1 protein-coding gene is annotated in these 1,577 nt (G+C 41.7%); it reads right to left on the reverse strand.

The window, feature by feature from the left end:
* Nucleotides 1-1,577: tandem-95 repeat protein (locus H4J57_RS19405; protein ID WP_182243977.1), on the reverse strand; the 1,577-nt coding region annotated here is incomplete at both ends.

A 1,577-nucleotide genomic window follows, 5' to 3' on the forward strand; every position in this document is an offset into this window, starting at 1 on the left:
GCTGTATCTTCAACTGTTGTAACAGATTCATTATCATCAGTAAGATCTGATAAAGGTGTTACTGAAATTGTTAGAGTAGAACTATCCGTATCACCTGCACCATCAGTTACGATGTAGCTGACCACGGGCACGGCACCATTGAAGTTATCATTGGGTGTAAAAGTATAGCTACCATCGGTATTTAAAGTTAACTCACCTTCCGTAAGAGTAACCGTGTCACCTGCATTATACGTATTCCCACCAACAGTAAAACTGGTGACAGTTAGTGGTCCATCTGCACTTTCTGCGTTATCAAGGACATTGCCCGTGGCGGTTGTGTCTTCTGCAACAGAAACAGTTTCACTATCATCACTTAGATCTGAAACTGGTGTTACTGAAATAGTTAGGGTAGAACTCTGAGTGTCACCAGCACCATCGATAACGGTGTAGCTGACTACGGGTACACTGCCATTGAAGTTATCATTGGGTGTAAAAGTGTAACTACCATCTGCATTTAAAGTGAGTTCACCCTCAGCAAGAGTAACCGTGTCACCTGCATTATACGTATTACCATCAACAGTAAAACTCGTTACCGTGAGTGGACCATCGGCTGTTTCAGCATTATCAAGCACATTACCTGTTGCAATTGTGTCTTCTGCTATCGTGACAGTTTCACTATCATCACTTAAATCTGAAACTGGTGTCACTGAAATTGTTAAGGTAGAACTCTGAGTGTCACCAGCACCATCGGTAACTGTATATGTAATAACAGGAACAGCACCGTTGAAATTATCATTAGGTGTGAAGGTATAACTACCATCGGTATTTAAAGTTAACTCACCTTCCGTAAGAGTAACGGTATCACCTGCATTGTACGTATTCCCACCAACAGTAAAGCTAGTTACCGTGAGTGGACCATCTGCTGTTTCTGCATTGTCTAAAACATTGCCTGTGGCGGTTGTATCTTCTGCAACAGTGACAGTTTCATTATCATCGCTCAGATCAGAAACTGGTGTTACTGAAATTGTTAAGGTAGAAATTTCTGTGTCACCAGCACCATCAATAACGGTGTAGCTTATCACTGGCACGGCACCGTTAAAGTTATCGTTCGGTGTAAAAGTGTAACTACCATCAGTATTTAAAGTTAACTCGCCTTCAGCAAGACTTACCGTATCACCTGGATTAAAAGTATTACCATCAACAGTAAAGCTTGTGACAGTTAATGGTCCATCAAGGCTGTCAGCGTTATTAAGCACATTGCCAGAAACTGCTGTATCTTCAGCTGTTGTGACAGATTCATTGTCATCATTAAGATCTGAAACAGGTGTTACTAAAATTGTTAAACTAGAACTCTGTGTATCACCTGCACCATCAGTAACGGTGTAGCTGACTACAGGCACACTGCCATTGAAGTTATCGTTCGGTGTAAAAGTGTAACTACCATCTGCATTTAAAGTGAGTTCACCCTCAGCAAGAGTAACCGTGTCACCTGCATTATACGTATTACCATCAACAGTAAAACTCGTTACAGTGAGTGGACCATCGGCTGTTTCAGCATTATCAAGCACATTGCCTGTGGCTGTTGTATCTTCAGCTGT

Source organism: Colwellia sp. BRX8-7 (assembly GCF_014077275.1).
Taxonomy (GTDB): Bacteria; Pseudomonadota; Gammaproteobacteria; order Enterobacterales; family Alteromonadaceae; genus Colwellia_A.